The 22,209-nt window shown below is 58.9% G+C and carries 22 protein-coding genes; 15 read left to right on the forward strand and 7 right to left on the reverse strand.

Annotation, left to right across the window (positions count from 1 at the left end):
- Window positions 1-95 precede the first annotated feature (95 nt).
- Complete coding sequence (locus tag QRN10_RS02125; RefSeq protein WP_253510761.1) at window positions 96-278, forward strand: PA3496 family putative envelope integrity protein; 183 nt, start codon at window positions 96-98, stop codon at window positions 276-278.
- A gap of 84 nt (window positions 279-362) precedes the next feature.
- Here the strand turns inward: QRN10_RS02125 and QRN10_RS02130 are convergent, their stop codons facing one another.
- The 3 genes from QRN10_RS02130 to QRN10_RS02140 form a co-directional block, all read right to left on the reverse strand.
- Window positions 363-995 (reverse strand): response regulator transcription factor, encoded by a 633-nt coding sequence (locus QRN10_RS02130; RefSeq protein ID WP_181080537.1) that lies wholly within the window; start codon window positions 993-995, stop codon window positions 363-365.
- A 616-nt stretch (window positions 996-1,611) separates the two neighbouring features.
- Window positions 1,612-2,829: an argininosuccinate synthase gene (locus QRN10_RS02135; protein ID WP_034096138.1), complete on the reverse strand. Its 1,218-nt coding sequence runs from the start codon at window positions 2,827-2,829 to the stop codon at window positions 1,612-1,614.
- 129 nt (window positions 2,830-2,958) lie between these two features.
- Window positions 2,959-3,867, reverse strand: a complete 909-nt coding sequence (locus tag QRN10_RS02140; RefSeq protein ID WP_181080536.1) for a flagellar protein MotY — start codon at window positions 3,865-3,867, stop codon at window positions 2,959-2,961.
- A gap of 156 nt (window positions 3,868-4,023) precedes the next feature.
- On the opposite strand from QRN10_RS02140, the gene pyrC reads away from it, so the two are divergent.
- Both pyrC and rnt read left to right on the forward strand, forming a co-directional pair.
- The gene (gene pyrC / locus QRN10_RS02145; RefSeq protein ID WP_181080535.1) at window positions 4,024-5,070 is read left to right on the forward strand and encodes a dihydroorotase; all 1,047 of its coding nucleotides are present in this window, start codon (window positions 4,024-4,026) and stop codon (window positions 5,068-5,070) included.
- The gene (gene rnt / locus QRN10_RS02150) at window positions 5,067-5,738 is read left to right on the forward strand and encodes a ribonuclease T (protein ID WP_181080534.1); all 672 of its coding nucleotides are present in this window, start codon (window positions 5,067-5,069) and stop codon (window positions 5,736-5,738) included. The genes pyrC and rnt overlap by 4 nt, the downstream gene beginning before the upstream one ends.
- Window positions 5,739-5,803: 65 nt before the next feature.
- On the opposite strand, the gene QRN10_RS02155 is transcribed toward rnt, so the two are convergent.
- A complete protein-coding gene (locus QRN10_RS02155) occupies window positions 5,804-6,406 on the reverse strand; it encodes a peroxiredoxin (RefSeq protein ID WP_003231418.1) in 603 nt (200 codons plus the stop codon).
- A gap of 238 nt (window positions 6,407-6,644) precedes the next feature.
- On the opposite strand from QRN10_RS02155, the gene QRN10_RS02160 reads away from it, so the two are divergent.
- Both QRN10_RS02160 and bfr read left to right on the forward strand, forming a co-directional pair.
- Window positions 6,645-6,863, forward strand: coding sequence for a bacterioferritin-associated ferredoxin (locus tag QRN10_RS02160; RefSeq protein ID WP_083351544.1), 219 nt, complete (start codon window positions 6,645-6,647; stop codon window positions 6,861-6,863).
- Window positions 6,864-7,064: 201 nt separating this feature from the next.
- A complete protein-coding gene (bfr, locus tag QRN10_RS02165) occupies window positions 7,065-7,535 on the forward strand; it encodes a bacterioferritin (protein ID WP_181080533.1) in 471 nt (156 codons plus the stop codon).
- Between the two features lie 68 nt (window positions 7,536-7,603).
- Here bfr and grxD read toward each other — a convergent pair whose 3' ends face one another.
- A complete protein-coding gene (gene grxD / locus QRN10_RS02170) occupies window positions 7,604-7,942 on the reverse strand; it encodes a Grx4 family monothiol glutaredoxin (RefSeq protein ID WP_253510755.1) in 339 nt (112 codons plus the stop codon).
- Between the two features lie 87 nt (window positions 7,943-8,029).
- The gene (locus QRN10_RS02175) at window positions 8,030-10,138 is read right to left on the reverse strand and encodes a molybdopterin oxidoreductase family protein (protein ID WP_285427769.1); all 2,109 of its coding nucleotides are present in this window, start codon (window positions 10,136-10,138) and stop codon (window positions 8,030-8,032) included.
- A 438-nt stretch (window positions 10,139-10,576) separates the two neighbouring features.
- Between QRN10_RS02175 and argF the strand changes: the two genes are divergently transcribed.
- Window positions 10,577-11,497: an ornithine carbamoyltransferase gene (gene argF / locus QRN10_RS02180; protein ID WP_253510748.1), complete on the forward strand. Its 921-nt coding sequence runs from the start codon at window positions 10,577-10,579 to the stop codon at window positions 11,495-11,497.
- Entirely contained in the window at window positions 11,494-12,603 is a 1,110-nt protein-coding gene (locus QRN10_RS02185) for an ABC transporter ATP-binding protein (protein WP_181080530.1), read from the forward strand. Before argF ends, QRN10_RS02185 begins: the two co-directional genes overlap by 4 nt.
- 55 nt (window positions 12,604-12,658) lie before the next feature.
- Here QRN10_RS02185 and ybaK read toward each other — a convergent pair whose 3' ends face one another.
- Window positions 12,659-13,129: a Cys-tRNA(Pro) deacylase gene (ybaK, locus tag QRN10_RS02190; protein WP_253510745.1), complete on the reverse strand. Its 471-nt coding sequence runs from the start codon at window positions 13,127-13,129 to the stop codon at window positions 12,659-12,661.
- Between the two features lie 325 nt (window positions 13,130-13,454).
- Between ybaK and QRN10_RS02195 the strand changes: the two genes are divergently transcribed.
- The 8 genes from QRN10_RS02195 (at window position 13,455) to QRN10_RS02230 (ending at window position 22,154) form a co-directional block, all read left to right on the forward strand.
- A complete protein-coding gene (locus QRN10_RS02195) occupies window positions 13,455-14,309 on the forward strand; it encodes an MIP/aquaporin family protein (RefSeq protein WP_034096127.1) in 855 nt (284 codons plus the stop codon).
- 75 nt (window positions 14,310-14,384) lie between these two features.
- Window positions 14,385-15,890 (forward strand): glycerol kinase GlpK, encoded by a 1,506-nt coding sequence (glpK, locus tag QRN10_RS02200; RefSeq protein ID WP_285427770.1) that lies wholly within the window; start codon window positions 14,385-14,387, stop codon window positions 15,888-15,890.
- An 83-nt stretch (window positions 15,891-15,973) separates the two neighbouring features.
- The gene (locus QRN10_RS02205) at window positions 15,974-16,729 is read left to right on the forward strand and encodes a DeoR/GlpR family transcriptional regulator (RefSeq protein ID WP_285427771.1); all 756 of its coding nucleotides are present in this window, start codon (window positions 15,974-15,976) and stop codon (window positions 16,727-16,729) included.
- A gap of 248 nt (window positions 16,730-16,977) precedes the next feature.
- Window positions 16,978-18,516, forward strand: a complete 1,539-nt coding sequence (glpD, locus tag QRN10_RS02210) for a glycerol-3-phosphate dehydrogenase (protein WP_181080527.1) — start codon at window positions 16,978-16,980, stop codon at window positions 18,514-18,516.
- Window positions 18,517-18,884: 368 nt separating this feature from the next.
- A complete protein-coding gene (locus QRN10_RS02215) occupies window positions 18,885-19,811 on the forward strand; it encodes a glutamate/aspartate ABC transporter substrate-binding protein (protein WP_181080526.1) in 927 nt (308 codons plus the stop codon).
- 194 nt (window positions 19,812-20,005) lie between these two features.
- Window positions 20,006-20,752 carry an amino acid ABC transporter permease gene (locus QRN10_RS02220; protein ID WP_181080525.1) on the forward strand — a complete coding sequence of 249 codons (747 nt, stop codon included), beginning with the start codon at window positions 20,006-20,008 and terminating at the stop codon, window positions 20,750-20,752.
- Entirely contained in the window at window positions 20,752-21,423 is a 672-nt protein-coding gene (locus tag QRN10_RS02225; RefSeq protein WP_181080524.1) for an ABC transporter permease subunit, read from the forward strand. Before QRN10_RS02220 ends, QRN10_RS02225 begins: the two co-directional genes overlap by 1 nt.
- A complete protein-coding gene (locus QRN10_RS02230) occupies window positions 21,420-22,154 on the forward strand; it encodes an amino acid ABC transporter ATP-binding protein (protein WP_042560754.1) in 735 nt (244 codons plus the stop codon). The genes QRN10_RS02225 and QRN10_RS02230 overlap by 4 nt, the downstream gene beginning before the upstream one ends.
- Window positions 22,155-22,209 lie beyond the last annotated feature (55 nt).

Here is a 22,209-nt window from a genome sequence, read left to right on the forward strand (position 1 = left end):
TTTCCATATCCTTCGATTGAAAAAATCTTTTTTACCCATTCGCAGATTATCGCTATAAGGAGCGCCAACGGCAGTCTTAGCCTGGAGTTAACCTTATGAGCACTGGCAAAGAAGAATTGGAAATCGAAGACGACCTTGTGGAGTCGGAGGAAGATGGAACTGATGCACCTGTTGCGGAAGTGGCCAAGACCAATCTGAGCAAACGCCGCACCATCGACAATCTTCTGGAAGAGCGACGCTTGCAGAAACAATTGGCCGATTACGACTTCGACCTTTGATCAAGCGGTCGACGACCGGAAGCCTCCCTGACGGAGGCTTTTTTCTGCCGGACACCCTGAGCACGCAGGGTGTTGCGCCCTCCTCTAGACCAGACCGTTGCGTTGAGCCAGCTCGATCAGATCCACCAGGGAACGGGCATTGAGCTTGAGCAGCAGGCGAGTCTTGTAGGTGCTGACAGTTTTGTTACTGAGGAACATGCCGTCGGCGATCTCTTTGTTAGTCTTGCCGCGGGCCAATTGCTGCAACACCATCATCTCGCGCCCGGACAGGCGTTCGACCATGTCGGCTTCACTGGCGTTGCCTATGGTGGAGCGCACCGAGTTGAGCGCCTGGTTCGGAAAATAGCTGTAGCCCGACAGGACAGCCTTGATCGCACTGAGCAACTCGGTCAGGTCCTGTTGCTTGCATACATACCCGGCGGCCCCCGCCTGCATGCAGCGCATTGAAAAATGGCCAGGGGCCTGAGAGGTGAGTACCAGCACCTTGAACGGTGAAGGTTGCTTGGTGGAAGACAAGCGGCATATAACTTCCAGCCCATCCAGTTTGGGAATTCCAATATCCAGTATGACGATATCCGGCATATGTTCCCGTGCAAGTTGCAACGCATCGACACCGTTATCAGTCTCGGCAACGACTTCATAACCATGACGCTCCATTAGCATACGCACAGCAAGACGAATGACAGGATGATCATCCACGATCAGCACTTTATTCATGAGAAAGTCCAATTTCGCTGTTCGAATTATTCAGAGCAAGCACAATAGCCTAGTCGTTTCCTAGTTGGCATAGCGCTCCCCCCCGAGCAACAGCAAGCAGAGACCCAACCCACAACGATAAAGGAATTGCCCTACAAAAAAACACCAACTCGGATGTATCCAGTTTTATGGAGCCTTTCAGACCTTTCCGGGGTTTTACATATTTCGAGTGAAATCTCCTTTGAGAGAGGGGCTTGAGGTAAACGCGGCGCACAGGACTTTCAGCAAATGCCCCTTGCCCGCAGGCACGGGAAGCTGCGGCACGCAGCAAATATCTGATTGTTTCAGTTCCATTCAACATATTTATTTACATCCATTTTTCCTACAGAACTTTCTATGACTTACAGGTCATTACGTTTACATGAGTGAATTTCCTGTAAGACCAGTTCCTACATGGACATAAAAAAATAATTAATTCCTACAAAAAGCTTATGGAGCTCATACACGCCCTCTAGTCTGATAGGCATTATTTGAACCAAGGACTTGTTTTTTAAACAGGAATAAACATCGAACAATGGCTAAAAAAGCTCAAAAAAAATGGCCCCTTGAAAAGGGGCCATTTTCACAACGGGTTCACTCAGAACAACGAGCGGCCCTTATTGGCAGCGATACGCATGCGCAGCGCATTCAACTTGATAAAGCCCGCCGCATCCGCCTGGTTATAAGCGCCGCCATCTTCTTCGAAGGTGGCGATGTTGGCGTCGAACAACGACTCGTCGGACTTACGCCCGGTGACGATCACGTTGCCCTTGTAGAGCTTCAAACGTACCACGCCATTTACGTGAGCCTGGGACGCATCGATCATCTGTTGCAGCATCAGGCGCTCAGGGCTCCACCAGTAGCCGGTGTAGATCAGGCTGGCGTACTTGGGCATCAGCTCGTCTTTGAGGTGAGCCACTTCGCGGTCCAGGGTGATGGATTCGATGGCACGGTGAGCGCGCAGCATGATGGTGCCGCCGGGGGTTTCGTAACAGCCGCGGGACTTCATGCCCACGTAACGGTTTTCCACGATGTCGAGGCGACCGATACCGTGTTCGCCGCCGATGCGGTTCAAGGTGGCCAGTACGGTGGCAGGCGTCATTTCCACGCCGTCCAGCGCCACGATGTCGCCGTTACGGTAGGTCAGCTCCAGGTACTGCGGGGTATCCGGCGCCTTTTCAGGGGAGACGGTCCAGCGCCACATGTCTTCCTCGTGCTCGGTCCAGGTGTCTTCCAGCACGCCACCTTCATAGGAGATGTGCAGCAGGTTGGCATCCATCGAATACGGAGATTTTTTCTTGCCGTGACGCTCGATCGGGATCGCGTGCTTTTCGGCGTAGTCCATCAGCTTTTCACGGGACAGCAGGTCCCATTCACGCCACGGCGCGATTACCTTGACGCCAGGCTTGAGCGCATAGGCGCCCAGTTCGAAACGCACCTGGTCGTTGCCCTTGCCGGTAGCACCATGGGAAATGGCGTCGGCGCCGGTTTCGTTGGCGATCTCGATCAGGCGCTTGGCGATCAGCGGACGTGCGATGGAGGTACCCAGCAGGTACTCGCCTTCGTAGACGGTGTTGGCGCGAAACATCGGGAAAACGAAATCGCGGACGAACTCTTCGCGCAGGTCGTCAATGTAGATCTCTTTCACGCCCATGGCTTGCGCCTTGGCACGTGCAGGTTCGACCTCTTCGCCCTGACCCAGGTCAGCGGTGAAGGTCACCACTTCACAGTTATAAGTATCCTGCAGCCACTTGAGGATCACCGAAGTGTCCAGGCCGCCGGAATACGCGAGAACGACCTTGTTTACGTCGGCCATGCCATCACTCCACGGGGTTGTACGGAAAGGCGTCGATTCTACCGATCAAAACCGTGAATTTACAGGGGCGCGACAGCAAATGAAGATAAAGCGACAGATTATGTCGAAGGGGCGACCGATGGTCGCACCTCAGGAAGTATGCGCCGGGTTGCTCGGAGCGGTCGCTTGGGGCGCCGGTTTCTCCGGCGCGGCCACCCTTTCCAGCTGAATATTCACGCGGCGGTTACGGGCACGGTTGGCCGCATTGGTGTTGGGGGCCAAGGGATAGCTTTCGCCATGGAAGCGTAAGGTAATCTGAGATTCCGCGATGCCATTGGCCTTGAAGTAGTCCATGACCGCCAACGCGCGTCGGCGCGAGACATCGCGGTTGGTCAGGCGATTGCCGCTGTTGTCCGAGTGGCCGTTCAACTCGATATGGTTGACGGTGGGGTCCGCCTTCATGAACGCCAGAATCACCGACAACTTTTGCTTGGCAGCCGCATCCAGCTCGATGCCACCGCCGGGGAAGCCGACCTCGGTCTGCTTGACCTGATCGTAATTCATCGGCAGCAATTTGGCTGTGCACAGCTGGTAGTCACTGTAGGCCTTGTTGAATTTCACCGGCAGCAAACGAATTTCCGAATAACCGCCTTCACGCCCGTAATGCCGTACGGTGGGTGAGCGGCCCTCGAGCAAGCCCGTAAAAAGACGCCCCGCCTGGGCCTGGGAACTGTTGAACAGGACATCGCCGCTGCCGGCGCGCACCGCTCCCAGGTTAATATCGCCGCGCCCCGGCTGCCACGGAGCCGCAGCGGCCAGCAAAGTGGCCGATCCTGCGCCCAGGGAACCGTTATAGGCTTTGAGTCGAAATGTTGCCTGCTCGCCGGCCCGGCGCACGAACTCACCCGATCCGAAATCCGTGATCGGCTGGGTCAGGCGGCACTCGAACTGATCGCCTTCCACCTTCCACTCAATGTTCTCCAGACGGGTCTGGAACGTGAGTGCCATCGCAGGCAGGCTGGCGAACACACTGAGCAGGGCTAGATAATGCTGGCGCACGGGAGGCTCCACTGGTTTCTACAACACTTCAAAGCGTCATACATCGTTAAGGCATACCCAGAGCTATCGGTCGCATCCTGCAAAACTTGATAGCGAGTGCCTGCACGAGTCTTTTCCGGTAGCATTCCCACCAGATTGACCCGCCTGGAATCCCCAATGTCCGACCGCCTGACCCTGCTGCGTCCCGATGACTGGCACATTCATCTTCGCGATGGTGCCGCGTTGCCCCATACCGTGGCCGATGTTGCGCGCACGTTTGGCCGCGCCATCATCATGCCTAACCTGGTTCCTCCGGTGCGTAATGCCGCCGAAGCCGACGCCTATCGCCAGCGTATCCTCGCGGCACGCCCGGCCGGCAGCCGCTTCGAACCGCTGATGGTGCTCTACCTGACCGACCGCACCCAGCCCGAAGAAATTCGCCAGGCCAAGGCCAGCGGTTTCGTACACGCCGCCAAGCTGTACCCGGCCGGGGCCACTACCAACTCCGATTCCGGCGTGACCAGCATCGACAAGATCCTGCCGGCCATCGAAACCATGGCTGAAGTCGGCATGCCGTTGCTGATCCACGGTGAAGTCACCCGTGGCGATGTGGACGTGTTCGATCGCGAGAAGATCTTTATCGACGAGCATATGCGCCGCGTGGTCGAGTTGTTCCCGACGCTCAAGGTGGTGTTCGAGCACATCACCACGGCCGATGCCGTGCAGTTCGTCACCGAGGCCCCGGCCAACGTCGGCGCGACCATCACTGCGCATCACCTGCTGTACAACCGCAACCACATGCTGGTGGGCGGGATTCGGCCGCACTTCTATTGCCTGCCGATCCTCAAGCGCAACACCCATCAGGTCGCCCTGCTGGATGCCGCCACCAGCGGTAATCCGAAGTTCTTCCTCGGCACCGACTCGGCACCTCACGCCCAGCACGCTAAGGAAGCCGCGTGCGGCTGTGCCGGTTGCTACACCGCCTATGCCGCGATCGAGTTGTATGCCGAAGCGTTCGACCAGCGTAATGCGCTGGACAAGCTCGAAGGCTTTGCCAGCCTCAACGGTCCGCGTTTTTACGGCCTGCCGGCCAACACCGACCGCATCACCCTGGTCCGTGAAGACTGGACCGCCCCTGCCAGCCTGCCGTTCGGCGAGCTGACTGTCATCCCGCTGCGCGCCGGTGAAACACTGCGCTGGCGCCTGCTGGAGGAAAGCAAGTGAGTGAAGACCATTACGACGACGAACACGAGCACAATGGCGGCGGTTCCCGTCACCCGATGGCCGAGCGTTTTCGTGGCTATCTGCCGGTTGTCATCGACGTAGAAACCGGTGGCTTCAATTGCGCCACCGATGCCTTGCTGGAAATCGCTGCCACGACAATCGGCATGGACGAGCAGGGTTTCGTGTTCCCGGAACATACCCACTTCTTCCGTGTCGAGCCGTTCGAAGGCGCCAACATTGAAGCCGCCGCGCTGGAATTCACCGGGATCAAGCTTGATCACCCGCTGCGCATGGCTGTGAGTGAGGAAGCGGCGCTGACCGATATCTTCCGCGGTGTGCGCAAAGCGTTGAAGGCCAATGGCTGCAAACGCGCGATCCTGGTTGGCCACAACAGCAGCTTCGACCTGGGTTTCCTGAATGCCGCCGTGGCGCGACTGGACATGAAGCGCAACCCGTTTCACCCGTTCTCAAGCTTCGATACCGCCACCCTTGCCGGCCTCGCGTATGGGCAGACGGTACTGGCGAAAGCCTGCCAGGCCGCCGGTATCGACTTTGACGGTCGCGAAGCCCACTCGGCACGCTATGACACCGAGAAGACCGCCGAGCTGTTCTGCGGCATCGTCAATCGCTGGAAGCAGATGGGCGGCTGGGAAGACTTCAGCGACTGAAGCCAGACCCTGCGCATAAAAAAACCGGCCTTCACAGACCGGTTTTTTTGTACCTCAACCCTGGCTTACAGCTTGCCAGCGTTCTCGGTCAGGTAAGCCGCAACACCTTCGGTGGAAGCAGTCATGCCTTTGTCGCCTTTTTTCCAGTTGGCAGGGCACACTTCGCCGTGCTCTTCGTGGAATTGCAGCGCGTCAACCAGGCGGATCAGCTCTTCCATATTACGGCCCAGCGGCAGGTCGTTGATGATCTGCGAACGCACGACGCCCTTGTCATCGATCAGGAACGCGCCACGGAAAGCCACGCCGCCTTCGGACTCAACGTCGTAGGCCTTGGCGATCTCGTGCTTCATGTCGGCTGCCATGGTGTATTTGACTTTGCCGATGCCGCCATCGTTGATGGCAGTGTTGCGCCAAGCGTTGTGGGTGAAATGGGAGTCAATGGACACCGCAACCACTTCCACGTTGCGCGCCTTGAAATCGTCCATGCGGTGATCCAGGGCGATCAGCTCGGAAGGGCAGACGAAGGTGAAGTCCAACGGATAGAAGAACACCAGGCCGTATTTGCCTTTGATGGCTTCAGACAGCTTGAAGCTGTCAACGATTTCGCCATTACCGAGGACGGCAGGTACGTCGAAATCCGGGGCTTGTTTACCGACGAGTACGCTCATGGGGTATCTCCTGATAGGTGAAGATTGAAGTAATGGGACCGGACAAAGTCTGCCGTGTTCAAGCGACAGGCCTGTGACGCGGTCACGCTTCGTGAAGACCGACCATCATACACGGAAAAAACCGTTCGTCAGCGCGAGGGCCGCCCCGCGAAAAGTGCACGATTCTACTTTGACAATCATTCTCGTTAACATTAAGATCCAACGCACTTAAGCCCTAAACCCGCGACGGTTCTCCCTTATGTATGTGTGCCTGTGTACCGGCGTCACCGACGGAAAAATCCGCGAAGCAATCTACGAAGGTTGCTGCAGCTACAAGGAAGTGCGTGAAGCCACCGGCGTCGCCAGCCAGTGCGGCAAATGCGCCTGCCTGGCCAAGCAAGTGGTAAGGGAAACCCTGACCCAGTTACAGACAGCCCAGACTGCACTCCCCTATTCAGCAGAATTTACACACGCCTGATCAGACGTGTTTTAAAGAACCGGACTTGATGTCCGGTTTTTTTATGTCTGTAATTCAAACAGTTAGCGCCAAGACGCGGAACACAAACATTCTTATTCCGATTAATTTTCATTTATTATTCAATAACTTAGGTTTGACACCAAAGAGTTCGCCGCTCAAACTCCGTCTTATACACAGCTATTACAGGGCAGGACCCCAGTCATGAAAGGCGACATCTCAGTCATCCAGCAACTTAACAAAATCCTTGCCAATGAACTGGTCGCGATCAATCAGTACTTCCTGCATGCGCGCATGTATGACGATTGGGGCCTGGAAAAGCTGGGCAAGCGTGAATACAAAGAGTCCATCAAGGCCATGAAGGACGCCGATGCGCTGATCAAGCGCATCCTGTTCCTGGAAGGCCTGCCTAACGTTCAGGACCTGGGCAAGCTGACCATTGGCGAGCACAGCCAGGAGATGCTCAGCAGCGACCTGGGCTTTGAACGCAAGAGCCACAGCGACCTCAAGGCCGCCATCGCTCACTGTGAAGCGAGCGCCGACTTCGGCAGCCGTGAACTGTTGGAAGACATCCTGGAAGACCAGGAAGAGCATATCGACTGGCTGGAAACCCAATTGGGCCTGATCGATAAAGTCAGCCTGGAGAACTATCTGCAATCGCAAATGGGTGAGTAATCCTTCGCTGGCAGATACAAAAAAGCCCCGCTCTCTTTCGAGAAGCGGGGCTTTTTAATGCGGTCGAATCAAGCGTCTGTCTTGGCCGCCGCGTTTGCCACTGCGTCTTTGATCAGCGCTTGCAACGAACCATCATCCGCCATCTCGACGATGATGTCACTGCCGCCGACCAACTCACCGGCAACCCACAGTTGCGGGAACGTTGGCCAGTTGGCGTACTTGGGCAAGTTGGCGCGGATTTCAGGGTTTTGCAGGATATCCACGTAAGCGAATTTCTCGCCGCACGCCATGATGGCCTGGGACGCCTTCGCGGAAAAACCGCATTGAGGAGCGTTCGGGGCACCCTTCATGTAAAGCAGAATAGTGTTGTTGGCAATCTGCTCTTTGATCGTTTCGATGATATCCATGGAACACCTCTGCAGGAACTTTGCGACTCACAGGTCGGCACTTTGGCGCATTGTAACGCAAAATTCCAGCACGGTGCTCAGGCAAGCTTACGCCGCCGCTACCTGCACGGGCACGCCATTCAAGGCCGCATTGCCGGATAACTCGTCCAATTGCCGCTCGTCGGTCAGGTCATTGGCGCTGGCCCCTGGCTGCTCGCTGGCAATGCTCATCCGCACACCGGGACGGCCATGGCCCCAGCCGTGAGGCAGGCTGACCACGCCCGGCATCATGTCGAGACTGGCGACCACCTCCACCTCGATCATCCCGATACGCGAGCTGACCTTCACCCGCTGGCCATCATGCAATTGACGACGGGCCAGATCGTCGGGGTGCATGTGCAACTGATGGCGCGGCTTGCCCTTCACCAGGCGATGGTAGTTATGCATCCAGGAGTTATTGCTGCGCACATGCCGACGCCCGATCAGCAGCAACTCATCGGCGGTCGGCACCGGCTGCGCCGCGAAGCGCGCGAGGTCAGCAAGAATTACCGCCGGAGCGGCCTGCACCTTGCCATCCGCCGTTTTCAGCCGCGTGGCCAGATTGGGCCGCAGCGGACCCAGGTCCACGCCGTGGGGATGGTCCGCCAGCATTGCCACCGACAGGTTATGGCTGGAGCCATCGCCGTACGCCCCGGCACGCAGCCCGAAGTCGATCATCTGCGCGGGCGGCAGGGTCGGCTTCAGGGCGGCGCCGGTCTTTGCCGCGAACGCTTGGGCCAGGCCCACGAAGATTTCCCAGTCATGCAACGCGCCCTCGGGTTTGGGCAGGATCGCGCGATTGAACCGGGTGACATTGCGTACCGCGAACATATTGAACGTGGTGTCGTAGTGATCGTTTTCCAACGCCGACGTAGACGGCAGGATCAGGTCGGCATGGCGCGTGGTCTCGTTGATGTACAGGTCGACGCTGACCATGAACTCCAAGCCCTCCAGCGCCTGCTCCAGTTGGCGACCGTTTGGCGTGGACAACACCGGGTTGCCGGCCACCGTCACCAGGGCGCGGATTTGTCCTTCGCCCTCGGTAAGCATTTCTTCCGCCAGAGCCGATACAGGCAGCTCGCCACCGTACTCCGGCCGGCCGGAAACCCGGCTTTGCCAGCGGTTGAAATGACCGCCGCCGGTTGACGCCACCAGATCCACCGCAGGCGAGGTGCATACTGCGCCGCCGACACGGTCCAGGTTGCCCGTCACCAGATTGATCAATTGCACCAGCCAGTGACACACGGTGCCGAACGCCTGGGTCGACACCCCCATGCGCCCGTAACAGACCGCCTTGTCCGCCGCTGCGAAATCCCGCGCCAATTGACGGATCTGCGCGGCCGGTACAGCGCACTGGCGACTCATCGCTTCGGCGGTAAAGCCGCTGATCGCATCGCGTACCTCACCCAGGCCTTCAACGGGCAAATGGCTGGTGCGCGTCAGATTCTCGCTGAACAAAGTATTGAGCACGCCAAACAGCAATGCCGCATCGCCGCCAGGCCGTACGAACAGGTGTTGGTCGGCAATCGCGGCCGTTTCACTGCGTCGCGGGTCGACCACCACCACTTTGCCACCCCGGGCCTGGATCGCCTTCAGGCGCTTTTCCACATCCGGAACCGTCATGATGCTGCCGTTGGACGCCAGCGGATTGCCACCCAGGATCAACATGAAGTCGGTATGGTCGATATCCGGGATGGGCAGCAAGAACCCATGCCCGTACATCAGGTGGCTGGTGAGGTGATGGGGCAATTGATCCACGGACGTTGCGGAAAACCGGTTGCGCGTCTTGAGCAGGCCTAGAAAGTAATTGCTGTGGGTCATCAGTCCGTAGTTATGCACACTGGGATTGCCCTGGTAAACCGCGACCGCATTCTGCCCATGCTGCGCCTGGATGCCCGCCAATCGCTCTGCGACCAGGGCAAACGCATCATCCCAAGGGATCGGCCGCCATTCGCTGCCCACCCGCAGCATCGGCTGGCGCAGGCGATCGGGGTCATTCTGGATATCCTGCAGCGCCACGGCTTTGGGGCAGATATGACCACGACTGAACGTGTCATGTGGATCGCCCTTGATCGACGTGATCGCCAGACTGCCGTCGTCGGCTCGAGTGGTTTCCACGGTCAGGCCGCAGATGGCCTCACACAGATGGCAGGCACGGTGATGGAGAGTCTTGGTCATGGCCAGTCTCTTTATAGGGGCTTTGGCCTGACTATGGGCCGTGGCCGCGGCGGGCGCCAGCATCGTTCGTGCCGTGAATCGACAGGCATCAGGCCGGGCCATGCGGGAGTAAGCATGAGCAAATGTTACAGAACCTGGCACAGGCCCACTGAAACCGACGCGGCCTGCCCCAGCCCCGCCCCCGCACATTGCAAAAGGTTGCAGCGCCAGTGTACAAATGGCCCGCTGCTGTCAGGAAATTGTCTTCAAACGCGCCTCGGCGTCCTGCTTGAACACCCCTAAAAACGTAGCCCCTATTGGTAAGACGCGACATTTAATGTCAATATCGCGCCTTCCCCTATTTCGTCGCCCCCGTGCGGCTTCCGCCGCAGGTCTCGCCCGTTGTCACAATAAACAAGGCTTTGAGAATCTGCGGTCTGTTGCAAAAGGTAGTTAATGATGAGCGCAAGGCACTTTCTCTCGCTGATGGACTGCACGCCCGAAGAGCTGGTCAGTGTGATCCGTCGAGGCATTGAGCTTAAAGACCTGCGTAACCGCGGCGTACTGTTCGAGCCTTTGAAAAACCGCGTGCTCGGGATGATTTTCGAGAAGTCGTCCACCCGCACCCGCTTGTCCTTCGAAGCCGGCATGATTCAGCTGGGCGGCCAGGCGATCTTCCTGTCGCCGCGTGACACCCAACTGGGCCGTGGCGAGCCGATCAGCGATTGCGCCATCGTCATGTCGCGCATGCTCGACGCGGTGATGATCCGTACTTTTGCCCACAGCACCCTGACCGAATTCGCCGCCAACTCGCGCGTGCCGGTAATCAACGGCCTGTCCGATGACCTGCACCCCTGCCAGTTGCTGGCCGACATGCAAACGTTCCTTGAACACCGTGGCTCAATCCAGGGCAAGACCGTGGCCTGGATCGGCGATGGCAACAACATGTGCAACAGCTATATAGAAGCGGCGATCCAGTTCGACTTCCATCTGCGCATCGCGTGCCCGGAAGGTTTCGAACCCAATGCCCAGTTCCTGGCCAAGGCCGATGGGCGCGTACAGTTGCTGCGCGATCCGAAAGACGCCGTGGTCGGCGCCCATCTGGTGACCACCGACGTCTGGACCTCCATGGGCCAGGAAGACGAAACCGCCAAGCGCATGGCCCTGTTCGCGCCCTATCAGGTCAACCGCGACCTGCTCGATCTGGCCGCGACGGACGTGCTGTTCATGCACTGTCTGCCCGCGCACCGTGGCGAAGAAATCAGCCTCGACCTGCTCGACGACCCGCGTTCGGTCGCCTGGGATCAGGCTGAAAACCGCCTGCATGCGCAAAAGGCGCTGCTCGAATTCCTGGTCGAGCCGGCGTACCACCACGCATGAGCCATTCATTACTGCTGAACCTGCGCAACCTGGCATGCGGCTATCAAGACCAACGGGTGGTGCAGAACCTCAACCTGCACCTCAATGCCGGTGACATCGGCTGCCTCCTAGGCTCCTCTGGCTGCGGCAAAACCACCACGCTTCGTGCAATTGCCGGGTTCGAGCCGGTGCACGAGGGCGAAATAAGCCTGGCGGGCGAGGTCATCTCCAGTGCCGGCTTCACACTCGCTCCGGAGAAACGTCGCATCGGCATGGTGTTCCAGGACTACGCGCTGTTTCCTCATCTGAGCGTGGCCGACAACATTGCCTTTGGCATTCGCAAGCATCCGCACAAAGAACGCGTGGTCGCCGAGCTGTTGGAACTGGTCAATCTGAAAAACCTGGGCAAGCGCTTCCCCCACGAGCTTTCCGGCGGTCAGCAACAACGCGTGGCCCTGGCCCGCGCCTTGGCGCCGGAGCCGCAATTGCTGCTGCTGGACGAACCGTTCTCCAACCTTGATGGCGAATTGCGCCGCAAACTCAGCCATGAGGTGCGCGATATCCTCAAGGCGCGCGGCACCAGTGCGATCCTGGTCACCCATGACCAGGAAGAAGCCTTCGCCGTGAGCGATCAGGTAGGTGTGTTCAAAGAAGGCCGCCTCGAGCAGTGGGACACGCCCTATAACCTCTATCACGAACCGCAGACGCCTTATGTGGCCAGCTTTATCGGCCAGGGCTACTTCATTCGCGGGCAGTTGAGTTCGCCGGAATCCGTGAGTACCGAACTGGGCGACCTGCGCGGCAACCGTGCCTACACATGGCCCACCGGAGGCGCAGTGGATGTGTTGCTGCGCCCGGATGACATCGTCTATGCGCCGGACAGCGCGTTGAAGGCAAGGATTGTCGGCAAGACTTTCCTCGGTGCATCGACGTTGTACCGCCTGCAACTGCCGACCGGCGCACAGCTGGAGTCGATTTTTCCCAGCCATGCCGATCATCAGGTGGGCACGGAGGTGGGCATTCGTGTTGCGGCTGAACACCTGGTGCTGTTCCAGGCGTCAGGCAGCGTTGCGGCGCAGATTCCGCAAGTCGAATCCGGCGTACGGCGCTACAGCCCTGTCAGTTGATAAATAGGTGGGAGGGCGGAACGTCCCTCCCACATTGGATTCCCGGCTACTTGAATTACGTCCGGCCAATCTCGGCGAACTTGGCCTGGGTATGTTCCGCCAGCACCGCGGCGGGCAACTCCACTTCCAGCCCTCTCCTGCCCGCACTGACAAAAATCGTCGCGAACGGCTGCGCCGTCACATCGATAAACGTACGCAAGCGTTTTTTCTGCCCCAGCGGGCTGATGCCGCCCAGCAAATAACCGGTCGAACGCTGCGCCGCCGCAGGATCGGCCATTTCGACTTTCTTGACCCCCGCCGCATGAGCCAGTGCCTTTAAGTCCAGACTTCCGACGACCGGTACTACGGCCACCAGTAACTCGCCTTTCTCGCTGCTGGCCAGCAGCGTCTTGAACACCTGCGCCGGGTCAAGGCCCAATTTCTCTGCGGCCTCCAGCCCATAGGAGGCGGCCTTGGGGTCGTGTTCGTAACTGTGAATGCGATGTTCGGCGCGAACTTTTTTCAACAGATCCAATGCAGGGGTCATGGACGCTCCAGGCGTGGCGAACGGATGGCCAATTCTAAGCCAACCCCGCACAAAACGCTCTAGTGCGCCGCCTGCCTTGGCACGCGCCACGCTACGGCGACGTGATCATTCATCAGACCAATAGTTTGAAAGTGACTGACAGTTCACTTTCGACCTTTGACAGCGGTCATTCTTGTCTATATTTTTTCGTTTCCGAATACCGTGGAAATAATCCTACGCATTCGAGCAGTAAGCCGTGACGGAGATGGGGATCCCCGCCACGGTGAAAATCGCGCCAGGCCCAACGAGGCCAAACGCCAGACAAGAAAAACAATTGAGGTTTTCCATGACAACTGCTCTTCAACAGCCTTCACTTTCAAGCCAATGCATGGCCGAGTTTCTGGGCACTGCGCTTCTGATCTTCTTCGGTACCGGTTGCGTCGCTGCGCTCAAGGTTGCGGGCGCCAGCTTTGGCTTGTGGGAAATCAGCATCATCTGGGGGGTCGGCGTGAGCATGGCGATCTACCTGAGCGCCGGGATTTCCGGCGCCCACCTCAACCCGGCGGTCAGTATCGCCCTGTGCCTGTTCGCTGATTTCGACAAGCGCAAACTGCCGTTCTATATCCTCGCCCAGATCGCCGGCGCTTTCTGCTCCGCCGCCCTGGTGTACACCCTCTACAGCAATCTGTTTTTCGATTACGAACAAACCCATCACCTGGTGCGCGGCACTCAAGCCAGCCTCGAACTGGCGTCGGTGTTCTCTACCTACCCCCACGCCCTGCTGAGTACCGCCCAGGCATTCCTGGTGGAAATGGTCATCACCGCCATCCTGATGGGCGTGATCATGGCCCTGACCGATGACAACAATGGCCTGCCACGCGGCCCGCTGGCGCCGCTGCTGATCGGTTTGTTGATCGCGGTGATCGGCAGCTCCATGGGACCACTGACCGGTTTCGCAATGAACCCGGCGCGAGATCTGGGGCCGAAGCTGATGACCTTTTTCGCCGGCTGGGGTGAAATGGCCCTTACTGGCGGACGCGATATTCCTTACTTCCTGGTGCCGATCTTCGCGCCGATTGTGGGTGCATGCCTCGGTGCCGCTGCCTATCGCGGGCTGATTGCCCGCCATCTGCCAAGCGCCGCGCCTGCGGTAATTGAAACACCTGACACGGCTGTCAACGGTAATACCCGTATTTCCTGAAAGCGCCGGCCTGGCGCCCTGCCCTTCGCGGCCCAGGCTGGTTTTTGACTTCCTATTTCGTTCAAGGCAATCGACATGACCGACCTTCAGAATAAGAACTACATCATTGCCCTCGACCAGGGCACCACCAGTTCGCGGGCAATCATCTTTGATCGTGACGCCAACGTGGTTTGCACCGCCCAGCGCGAGTTTGCCCAGCATTATCCGCAGGCGGGCTGGGTCGAACACGACCCGATGGAAATCTTCGCAACTCAGAGCGCGGTGATGGTCGAAGCGCTGGCCCAGGCCGGCCTGCACCATGACCAGGTTGCCGCCATCGGCATTACCAACCAGCGGGAAACCACGGTGGTCTGGGACAAAGTCACCGGCCGCCCGATCTACAACGCTATCGTCTGGCAGTGCCGTCGCAGCACCGAGATCTGCCAACAGCTCAAGCGCGACGGTCACGAACAGTACATCAGCGACACTACCGGCCTGGTCACCGACCCGTACTTCTCCGGCACCAAGCTCAAGTGGATCCTCGACAACGTCGAAGGCAGCCGCGAGCGTGCACGCAACGGCGAACTGCTGTTCGGCACCGTCGACAGCTGGCTGATCTGGAAATTTACCGGCGGCAAAACCCACGTCACCGACTACACCAACGCCTCGCGCACCATGCTCTTCAACATCCACTCGCTGGAGTGGGACGCGAAGATGCTGGAGATCCTCGACATCCCGCGCGAAATGCTGCCGGAAGTGAAGTCCTCGTCGGAAATCTACGGCCGCACCAAAAGCGGCATCGCCATCGGCGGCATCGCCGGTGACCAGCAGGCCGCGCTGTTCGGCCAGATGTGCGTGGAAGCCGGCCAGGCCAAGAATACTTATGGCACCGGCTGCTTCCTGCTGATGAACACCGGTGACAAGGCCGTGAAATCCAAGCACGGCATGCTCACCACCATCGCCTGCGGCCCGCGTGGCGAAGTGGCCTACGCCCTGGAAGGCGCCGTGTTCAACGGCGGTTCCACCGTGCAGTGGCTGCGCGATGAGCTGAAGATCATCAACGATGCCCATGACACCGAATACTTTGCCGGCAAGGTCAAGGACAGCAACGGCGTGTACCTGGTGCCGGCATTCACCGGCCTGGGCGCACCGTATTGGGACCCCTATGCCCGTGGCGCGTTGTTCGGCCTGACCCGTGGCGTACGTGTGGATCACATTATTCGTGCCGCCCTGGAGTCGATTGCCTACCAGACCCGCGACGTACTGGACGCCATGCAGCAGGATTCCGGCGAACGCCTCAAAGCCCTGCGCGTGGATGGCGGCGCGGTGGCCAACAACTTCCTGATGCAGTTCCAGGCCGACATCCTCGGCACCCAGGTGGAGCGCCCGCAAATGCGCGAAACCACAGCCCTTGGCGCCGCATACCTGGCCGGCCTGGCCTGCGGCTTCTGGGGCAGCCTGGACGAGTTGCGTGGCAAGGCGGTGATCGAGCGCGAATTCGAACCTCAGCTGGACGAAAAGGAAAAGGAAAAGCTCTACGTCGGCTGGCAGAAAGCGGTCAGCCGCACCCGTGACTGGGAGCCCCACGAAGGCGCTGAATAAGCCAACGTCGGGTTGTAACTGGCAGGGAGCAGATTCCTGCGTCATCATGGGCCACTTTTGTATGGCAGCCCAAAGGACGCCCCATGAATCTGCCTCCCCGCCAGCAACAAATCCTCGAACTGGTCCGCGAGCGCGGCTACGTCAGTATCGAGGAAATGGCGCAGTTGTTCGTTGTCACCCCGCAAACCATCCGCCGCGATATCAATCAACTGGCGGACGCCAATCTGCTGCGCCGCTACCACGGCGGCGCGGCCTATGACTCCAGCGTCGAAAACACTGCGTACGCCATGCGTGCCGATCAGATGCGCGATGAAAAACAACGCATCGGCGAAGCCATCGCCGCCCAGATCCCCGATCACGCCTCGCTGTTCATCAATATCGGCACCACCACCGAATCCATTGCCCGTGCGCTGCTGAACCACAACCATCTGAAAATCATCACCAACAACCTCAACGTTGCCACCATGCTCAGCGCCAAGGACGACTTCGACGTGCTGCTCACCGGCGGCAATGTGCGACGCGACGGCGGCGTGGTGGGCCAGCCAAGCGTGGATTTCATCAATCAGTTCAAGGTCGACTTCGCGCTGGTGGGCATCAGCGGCATCGACGAGGACGGCAGCCTGCTGGACTTCGATTACCAGGAAGTGCGCGTGTCCCAGGCGATCATCGCCAATGCGCGGCAAGTGATACTGGCGGCGGATTCCAGCAAATTCGGGCGCAATGCCATGATTCGCCTGGGGCCAATCAGCCTGGTGGATTGCCTGGTAACTGATCAGGAGCCGGTGCCGGCGCTGGTGCAGTTGCTGAATCAGCATAAGGTTCGGCTGGAAGTCGTGTAGGACCCTCTCCCACCTCGAATGGGTTCACCCACCAAAATGTGGGAGGGGGCTTGCCCCCGAAAGCGATCGATCCGCCCCACATAGGTTGAGCCTGATACAGGCTCATGTTCACAAATTTTCCTTTCCTCGCCCTTCGATGAGTTTTTTCAATCGAAGTCGGGTGGCTGTGCCCGCGTTTATCAGCTACCATTTTCGCAAATGAACATTAATGTTCGAATTCCAATACGAAAAGATCGCGAGGCCAGCCGATGAACCCTTCTACCTTGCCTGCTCCACCGCTTGCCGAAGTCTATGACGTTGCCGTGATCGGTGGCGGGATCAATGGCGTCGGCATTGCAGCAGACGCAGCCGGTCGCGGGCTGTCGGTATTCCTTTGCGAAAAGGATGACTTGGCCAGCCACACCTCTTCCGCCAGCAGTAAGTTGATCCACGGCGGCCTGCGCTACCTCGAGCATTACGAATTCCGCCTGGTGCGTGAAGCCCTGGCCGAACGCGAAGTGCTGCTGGCCAAGGCGCCGCACATCGTCAAGCAAATGCGTTTTGTCCTGCCGCACCGCCCGCACCTGCGCCCGGCGTGGATGATTCGTGCCGGGCTGTTCCTCTATGACCACCTGGGCAAGCGCGAAAAACTCGCGGGCTCCAAGAGCCTGAAGTTCGGCCCGGACAGCCCGCTGAAAAGCGAAATCACCAAGGGTTTCGAGTATTCCGACTGCTGGGTCGACGATGCCCGGCTGGTAGTGCTCAACGCCATGGCCGCCCGTGAAAAAGGCGCCCATATCCACACTCAGACCCGTTGCATCAGCGCCCATCGCAGCAAGGGCCTGTGGGAAATGAACATGGAACGTGCCGACGGCAGCCTGTTCTCGATCCGCGCGCGCGCGTTGGTGAATGCTGCCGGCCCATGGGTGGCCAAGTTCATCAAGGACGACCTGAAACTGGATTCGCCCTACGGCATTCGTCTGATTCAGGGCAGCCACCTGATCGTGCCAAAACTGTACGAAGGCGCTCACGCGCACATCCTGCAGAACGAAGACCAGCGTATCGTTTTCACCATTCCTTACCTGAACCACTTGACCATCATCGGCACCACCGACCGCGAATACACCGGCGACCCGGCGAAAGTGGCGATCACGGAGGGCGAAACCGACTACATGCTTCAAGTGGTCAACGCTCACTTCAAGAAGCAACTGAGCCGCGATGACATCGTGCACACCTACTCCGGCGTGCGCCCGCTGTGCAACGACGAGTCGGACAATCCGTCGGCAATTACCCGCGACTACACCCTGGCACTGTCCGGGGGCACCGGCGAGGCGCCTATCCTGTCCGTGTTCGGTGGCAAGCTGACCACTTACCGCAAGCTCGCCGAATCGGCCATGGCCCAACTGGCGCCGTACTTCACGCAGATGCGCCCGAGCTGGACCGCCACGGCCAGCCTGCCGGGCGGCGAAGACATGAGCACGCCCGAAGCGCTGGCCGAGGCGATTCGCGCCAGGTTCGACTGGGTGCCGAGCGAGATTGCGCGTCGCTGGTCCACCACCTACGGCAGCCGCACCTGGCGCCTGCTGGAGGGCGTGCAATCCCTGGCCGACCTGGGCGAGCACTTGGGCGGTGGCCTGTACACCCGCGAAGTCGACTACCTGTGCGCTGAAGAATGGGCCACCCAGGCCCATGACATCCTGTGGCGCCGGACTAAGCTCGGCCTGTTCACCACCGAACAGGAACAGGAAGGCGTACGGCGTTACCTCTCCAAGGTTGAGCAGAACCGCAGCAAGATCGAAGCGGCCTGATGACCGCGCTGTACTGAGCGAGCTTGCTCGCTCCCCCCGGAAGGCCGCGTTTATTCGGAATAAACGCGGCGTTTTTGCAGTGCTCACGTAGGAATTCGTACCCGGGCCACTGCAGGACCATTCGGATTTCCGAACGCCACACCCCGAGCTATTCGGTTTGCCGGATCGCAGCGCTGGAAAAAACCTATCATACAAACTTAATCTTTATGTAAATCATATATTTAAGCTTTTGTTTCGAGCCTGGCACGACTCATGCTCTACACTCTTGGACGATTGCCGAGACGCCTCAGGAGCCGTCACGGACATTCGCTGTACAAGAGAGCCGTTTAGCTGGCTTCATAAAAAAAACAAATGTCGAGGAAGTATTGATGCGCATCGTTCCCCATATCCTGGGCGCAGCTATCGCTGCTGCTCTGATCAGCACTCCAGTTTTTGCCGCCGAACTCACCGGCACTCTGAAGAAAATCAACGACTCCGGCACCATCACCCTCGGGCACCGCGACAGCTCCATCCCGTTTTCCTATATCGCGGATGGTTCGGGCAAACCTGTGGGCTACTCCCACGACATTCAGCTGGCCATCGTTGAAGCCCTGAAAAAAGACCTGAACAAACCCGATCTGCAGGCCAAGTACAACCTGGTAACTTCGCAGACCCGTATTCCACTGGTTCAGAACGGCACCGTCGACATCGAGTGCGGTTCCACCACCAACAACGCCGAACGCGCCCAACAAGTCGCCTTCACCACCAACATCTTCGAAATCGGCACGCGCCTGCTGGTCAAAAAGGACAAGGACGGCAAGCCAAGCTACGCCGACTTCGCCGACCTTAAAGGCAAGAACGTGGTGACCACCGCCGGTACCACGTCCGAGCGCATCATCAAGTCGATGAACGCCGACAAGCAGATGGGCATGAACGTCATCTCCGCCAAAGACCATGGCGAATCCTTCCAGATGCTCGAAGGTGGTCGCGCGGTAGCGTTCATGATGGACGACGCCCTGCTGGCCGGCGAAGAAGCCAAGGCCAAGAAGCCGGATGACTGGGTCATCACCGGTACCCCACAGTCTTTCGAAGCCTACGCCTGCATGGTCCGCAAAGACGATCCAGCGTTCAAGAAAGCCGTGGATGACGCCATCATCGGCCTGTACAAATCCGGTGAGATCAACAAGATCTACGCCAAATGGTTCGAAAGCCCGGTTCCACCAAAAGGCCTGAACCTCAACTTCCCGATGAGCGACAAGGTCAAGGAACTGATTAAGAACCCGACCGACAAGCCGGCTCCGGAAGTAAAGATCTAAAAGCTGACTAACCTTATCTCCTGAGGGAGCCAACCCTCCCTCAGGCGTCTGCTACTACCTGCTGGTTTTAACTTGGAACACTCGACCTGGCGGTTTTCGAGCCGATCGCGTGTGCCTGGCGTTCAACGTCAGGCGGGAATGGATTTTCCCCAAGCGGGTGCTTGTACATCGATCGATTTCGAGGGGAGACCCTAATGAATTACAACTGGGACTGGGGCGTGTTCTTCAAGTCCACCGGCGTGGGCAGCGAGACCTATCTCGACTGGTACATCGCCGGTTTGGGCTGGACCATCGCCATAGCTGTCGTGGCATGGATCATCGCTTTGCTGCTGGGCTCCATTCTGGGGGTCATGCGCACCGTGCCGAACCGTTTGGTATCGGGCATCGCGACCTGCTACGTGGAGCTGTTCCGCAACGTACCGCTGCTGGTGCAGCTGTTCATCTGGTACTTCCTGGTGCCCGACCTGCTGCCGCAGAACCTGCAGGACTGGTACAAGCAGGACCTGAACCCGACCACCTCGGCCTACCTGAGCGTCGTCGTGTGCCTGGGCCTGTTCACCGCCGCCCGTGTGTGCGAGCAAGTGCGCACCGGTATCCAGGCGCTGCCGCGTGGCCAGGAATCCGCCGCGCGCGCCATGGGCTTCAAGCTGCCCCAGATCTACTGGAACGTGCTGCTGCCCCAGGCCTACCGCATCATCATTCCGCCGCTCACCTCGGAATTCCTCAACGTGTTCAAGAACTCCTCCGTGGCGTCCTTGATCGGCCTGATGGAACTGCTGGCGCAAACCAAACAGACCGCCGAGTTCTCGGCCAACCTGTTCGAAGCCTTCACCCTGGCCACGCTGATCTACTTCACCCTGAACATGAGCCTGATGCTGCTGATGCGCCTGGTCGAGAAGAAAGTCGCAGTGCCCGGCCTGATCTCCGTGGGGGGTAAATAATGGAACTCGATTTCAGCGGCATCATCCCCGCCATACCGGGCCTGTGGAACGGCATGGTCATGACCTTGAAGCTGATGGTCATGGGCGTGGTCGGCGGCATTATCCTGGGCACGCTCCTCGCGCTGATGCGCCTGTCGTCCAGCAAACTGCTGTCGCGGCTGGCCGGCGCCTATGTGAACTATTTCCGCTCGATCCCCCTGTTGCTGGTGATTACCTGGTTCTACCTCGCGGTGCCGTTCGTGCTGCGCTGGATCACCGGAGAAGACACCCCGATCGGTGCGTTCACCTCCTGCGTCGTGGCCTTCATGATGTTCGAAGCCGCGTACTTCTGTGAAATCGTGCGGGCCGGCGTGCAGTCGATCCCCAAGGGCCAGATGGCGGCGGCGCAGGCGATGGGCATGACCTATGGCCAGACCATGCGCCTGATCATCCTGCCCCAGGCGTTCCGCAAGATGACCCCGTTGCTGCTGCAACAGTCGATCATCCTGTTCCAGGACACCTCGCTGGTCTACACCGTGGGCCTGGTGGACTTCCTCAACTCCGCCCGCTCCAACGGCGACATCATCGGCCGCTCCAATGAGTTCCTGATCTTCGCCGGTGTCGTCTACTTCATCATCAGCTTTTCCGCCTCGCTGCTGGTCAAGCGTCTGCAAAAAAGGTTTGCCGTATGATCTCTATCAAGAACATCAACAAGTGGTATGGCGACTTCCAGGTGCTGACCGATTGCAGCACCGAGGTTAAAAAAGGCGAAGTGATCGTGGTGTGCGGGCCGTCCGGCTCGGGCAAATCCACCCTGATCAAGTGCGTGAATGCGCTGGAACCGTTCCAGAAAGGCGACATCGTCGTCGATGGCACCTCCATCGCCGACCCGAAGACCAACCTGCCGAAACTGCGCTCGCGCGTCGGTATGGTGTTCCAGCACTTCGAGCTGTTCCCGCACCTGACCATCACCGAAAACCTGACCATCGCGCAGATCAAGGTGCTCGGCCGCAGCAAGGAAGAGGCCACCAAGAAAGGCCTGCAACTGCTTGAGCGCGTCGGCCTGTCGGCACACGCCCACAAGCACCCTGGCCAGCTCTCCGGTGGCCAGCAGCAACGTGTGGCGATTGCCCGCGCCCTGGCCATGGACCCGATCGTCATGCTGTTCGACGAACCGACCTCGGCGTTGGACCCGGAAATGGTCAACGAAGTGTTGGACGTGATGGTGCAGTTGGCCCAGGAAGGCATGACCATGATGTGCGTGACCCACGAAATGGGCTTCGCGCGTAAAGTGGCCGACCGCGTGATCTTCATGGACGCCGGCAAGATCATCGAAGACTGCCCGAAGGAAGAGTTCTTCGGCGACATCAGCGCCCGCTCGGAGCGCGCGCAGCACTTCCTCGAGAAAATCCTGCAGCACTAAGCAATTAAGCCCGAGCCAGTGTGGGAGGGGGCAAGTCCCCTCCTACATGGCAGCT

The sequence above is a fragment of the Pseudomonas sp. lyk4-R2A-8 genome, from assembly GCF_030209095.1.
Classification (GTDB): domain Bacteria; phylum Pseudomonadota; class Gammaproteobacteria; order Pseudomonadales; family Pseudomonadaceae; genus Aquipseudomonas; species Aquipseudomonas quebecensis.